Source organism: Sulfuriflexus sp., assembly GCF_032250955.1.
GTDB lineage: Bacteria > Pseudomonadota > Gammaproteobacteria > AKS1 > AKS1 > Sulfuriflexus.
This window is the reverse complement of sequence record NZ_JAVVES010000112.1, coordinates 1-4,094: the sequence shown is the minus strand read 5'-3', so window position 1 is coordinate 4,094 and position 4,094 is coordinate 1. Positions and strand designations below refer to the sequence as shown.

Below are 4,094 nucleotides of genomic sequence, written 5' to 3'. Positions count from 1 at the left end.
CCCTGCTTTGCGTTTCGGGATTGATCGACCCGGCAAAAAAGGTAATCATGCAGGGGGTGGGCTGATTTTTACACGACAACGAGAGAGGACAATGAAACCACGCAGCAATAATTCCAAATATTTCAGCATGTTGCAGTGCACAACCCTGTTATTTTTCAGTTCTGCTGCGGTCTTTGCCGCAGACGATGACATCCCGGCGCTCAGTGGCGTCTGGCAATGGGGCTCCTGTTACGATGGCAGTGGCTTCGGCTGCATGATTCTGGAACAAGACGACGCACGCTTGACCGAACGCGCCAAAGCCTATCGTGATGCCATAGATGAAGCGGCACAGCCCAAGTATGACTGCGCGCCGATATCGATCCCGCACCTGTGGACAGACCCTTATTCTCATCAGATCGAGCAACTGGACGATCGAGTGATTTTCACCTATGGCAAGGATGATGTCGTGCGCACCGTGTGGCTGGAAGGCCACGAGCATGCCGAACCCGGCACCAACGAGTTCACCTATTTCGGGCATTCACACGGCCGTTATGAGAACGGCGAACTGATTGTGGTGACCAATAAGTTCACCTTCGATCCGCAGGGCCTGAATGCTGACTTCAAACTGGCCTCATCGACACAGAAGCAGGTGAGCGAGCGCTACTGGTTGGAAAACGACAAGCTCGTCATCGAAATCAGCACCATCGACACCTTCTTCCTGAAAGAACCCTGGGTGTACAAGGTGCGCGGCCAGCGCGACCCGAATGAGCTGGCACTGCCCTGGGCCTGCGATCTCGAGGCTTCGCGTGGCATTCTGAAACTAATGCCCAGTAACTATCCGAACGATCCCCCGATCGAGCGTATCACTTACTGAAACCCGATATTGAACAGACAGCCAGGAGAAACCGGCAATGAAACTGATCAAACTGTTTGGCACGGCTGCGCTGGCCTTGGGCCTGTTGGTACAGTCCGCTTTCGCCCACCACAGCACCAACGGCATATATAACGAGGAAATTGACATCGAGATTACCGGCAGGGTCAAAGCCTGGCGCTTCATCAATCCGCACCCCAGCCTGACCCTCGAAGTGACCAACTCCGCCGGCGTGGTTGAGGAGTGGGATGTCAGCTACGGTGGCTCAGCCGTGACCCACCTCGTGCGCCGTGGTTACAGCGCAGATACCTTCAAGGTGGGCGAAACGATCACGCTGTCAGGTCACCCCGCGCTGCTCGAAACCGCCCATGGTATCTTGATGGAAGGTCAGGGCCGCACTCCGGTGCGTGCGGATGGCACCCCGGTCGTGCCCGCCCAGGGCAGCCGCTAAAGCGCTTTAGCGGCACAGGTATCTCAACCCCGTGTTGCTTGATCTTGCATGAGATGCATTGCCTGTGTTTCTATTCAAAACATAACAATATCCGGAGTGCAAACGATGGCCAGAAGTACTGAAAAATTTCTTACCACCCATGTTGGCAGCCTGCCGCGTGAAAAGGATCTCATGCAAATGATGTGGGCCGTGGAAGACGGCATTCCGGTCGATGAGCAGGCCTTGCAGGAGCGGGTGCACCAGGCCGTACTGGACATCGTCAGCCGGCAGCGGGCGCTGGGCATCGACATCGTCAACGACGGGGAAATGTCCAAACCCAGTTACGCCACCTATATCAAGGACCGTCTCAACGGCTTTGGGGGCAGCGAAAACAGCTATGTTTTTGCCGATCTGGTGGACTTTCCCAACCTGGCGCGCCGGGTTGGTGAAGATCCCGCCCGTCAGCACCGGCACGCACCCGGCTGCAAGGGGCCCATCAGCATCAAGATGACCGATGATGTTGATACTGACATCCGCAACATGCAGCAGGCCGCAGGACAGGATATGGAGAAGGTGTTTTTCAGCTCGGCCTCTCCGGGCGTCACGTCAATTTTCTTCAAGAACGAATATTATACGACGCATGAAGAGTATGTGTTTGCGATAGCCGAGGCGATGAAAACCGAGTACGAGGCCATCGCGGCAGCCGGCGCCACCTTGCAGATCGACTGTCCCGATCTCGCGATGGGACGGCATATGAATTCGAGTGGGGTAACGCTGGCAGATTTCCGCAAACGTGCGGCCCTGCATGTGGAGGCGCTCAATCACGCGGTAGCCAATATTCCCGCCGAGCAATTGCGGATGCATCTGTGTTGGGGCAACTACGGCGGTCCTCACCATTGCGACATGAATTTTGCCGACATCATCGACATAGTGATGCAGGCCAAACCCCAGACCCTGCTGTTCGAAGCGGCCAATCCGCGCCACGCCCATGAGTGGGCACTGTTCGAGGATTACCGGCTGCCCGAAGGCAAGATTCTGTGTCCTGGTGTGGTTGAATGCCAGTCGAACTATATTGAGCACCCGCAGCTGATCGCCCAGCGCATCAAGCGCTACGCCGATCTGGTGGGACGCGAGAATGTGATGGCCGGCACCGACTGCGGTTTCAGCATTCATGTCGGCCAGGCCTCCATCGATCCACAAGTGGTCTGGCTGAAACTGCAGTCACTGGCAGAAGGCGCCGCCATTGCATCGCAGTGGTGCTGGAAATAACAAAAAATTTTATCGCTGTCACGAGATCGAAACCGAGGTAACTGTTGTGTCGAATACATGCAATGAAAGAGGGATCATGAAAGCCGGCGCTATCCTGAATATTGTGTTGTTGCTGCTTGTCCCGATGCTGGCAGCTGCGCAGACGCCGGTTTACGTCGACGTCAGTCAGTGCCGGGCTATCACGGTGGATGTGGCGCGCGTTGCCTGTTACGACGCGTTGGCGGATAGGGCAATGACACAGAGCGGTGCAGAGCCGGTAATCAAGCAGGATGCAATAAGCAGGCAGAATGCAGCGCCGCAAGGCAGTGACGGTGTCCAGTTGCAAGGTGCCCGGTTACAAGAGGAAAACAAAAGGATGCGCGAGGAACTGGCGCGGCTGCGCAAGGAGGAAGAGGCTGCCAACGATGCGGACCGCCTGGAGCAGTTTGGAAAAAGCGATCAGGCTGTCGTGACCACCGAAGACGATGAAGAAATCCTGCATGACCGAATCAAGTCCTTGAAACGTGCCCCCGACGGCTGGATCATCACGCTGGCCAGTGGCCAGGTCTGGCAGCAGAAGTACAACAGGGCCTACAACCTGAAAGAAGGCCAGGAGGTAAAGATCTATACCGCGACATGGGGCAACTCGTATCGCCTGGCGGCCAGCGAGCTGAAAGGCTTCATCGATGTCAGGCGTCTCCGCTGAGATCAAAGGGGTCAGAGTAACTTGATCCTGCCAGATCAAAGGGGTCGATCAAAGGGGTCGGAGTAAGTTGATCCTGTCGGCTTTGGCATCCAGTCAAGCACTTGACTTTTAAATGATAATGATTATCATTTTATTTCTTTGAGAAAATAGACGGTATGGCGCCGGGATGACGGTATGGAGCTTGTTCGGGAGGTTTCCTGGACTCCTGCCAAAGGGGAGAGCAAGGAGAGAATCATGAACAGATTTATACGAACCACTTTTCTCCCAGTCGTGTTGCTGACAGCAGGAATGGTCGCTGCCATGCAGGTAAAGGCGGCAGATGATAGTCTGGATTGTCCACAAAGTTTGCGTTACACCTTCAGTTGGTCAATGGCTGGGGACTGTAACTTCGACCCTCGCGGCGGCAGCAGCAAGGGGGCGGCCTTGACGCTGGATCCCCAGCCGCATGCCGGCTGGTTGGCCTTGCAGGAGGACGGTCTCAGTACCAAAGAGAAGGACAGGCGTGCAATCCTTGCCATGGCAGGACCCTATCGCAGCAGTTTCGAGTTCCTGGAAACAGTGGGTTATACCCCTGATTTCGTACGTTCCCGCCCTTATCAGTCGTGGGGTACCGAATATATTTATGTGGTTGAGGAATCGGAGAATTTCATCAGTCTGCAGCACATCATGGTGATGTTCGCCGTGGGGAAAGAGGGCGAATTGATGGGTCCTTTCGTACAGAAACACTGGCGTCAGGACTGGCAGTATGAAAAACCGGAACTGTTGGTATATACCGGTAATCAAGTGTGGCTACATGTACAGGTAAACCAGGAGCAACGACAGGGAAGCTGGGCTCAGGCTGTCTTCCAGGTAGACGATTC

5 protein-coding genes are annotated in these 4,094 nt (G+C 55.3%); all 5 read left to right on the top strand.

All coding sequences use genetic code 11. The features are described from left to right. Positions 1 to 91 precede the first annotated feature (91 nt). Positions 92 to 853 carry a hypothetical protein gene (locus RQ738_RS13235; protein ID WP_314165777.1) on the top strand — a complete coding sequence of 254 codons (762 nt, stop codon included), beginning with the start codon at positions 92 to 94 and terminating at the stop codon, positions 851 to 853. A gap of 37 nt (positions 854 to 890) precedes the next feature. Beyond that, positions 891 to 1,301, top strand: a complete 411-nt coding sequence (locus RQ738_RS13230) for a DUF6152 family protein (protein ID WP_314165775.1) — start codon at positions 891 to 893, stop codon at positions 1,299 to 1,301. A gap of 105 nt (positions 1,302 to 1,406) precedes the next feature. Continuing rightward, positions 1,407 to 2,549, top strand: coding sequence for a cobalamin-independent methionine synthase II family protein (locus tag RQ738_RS13225; RefSeq protein ID WP_314165774.1), 1,143 nt, complete (start codon positions 1,407 to 1,409; stop codon positions 2,547 to 2,549). A gap of 76 nt (positions 2,550 to 2,625) precedes the next feature. Next, entirely contained in the window at positions 2,626 to 3,234 is a 609-nt protein-coding gene (locus RQ738_RS13220) for a hypothetical protein (protein WP_314165773.1), read from the top strand. Positions 3,235 to 3,468: 234 nt separating this feature from the next. After that, positions 3,469 to 4,094: DUF6607 family protein (locus RQ738_RS13215; protein WP_314165772.1), on the top strand; the 626-nt coding region annotated here is incomplete at its 3' end.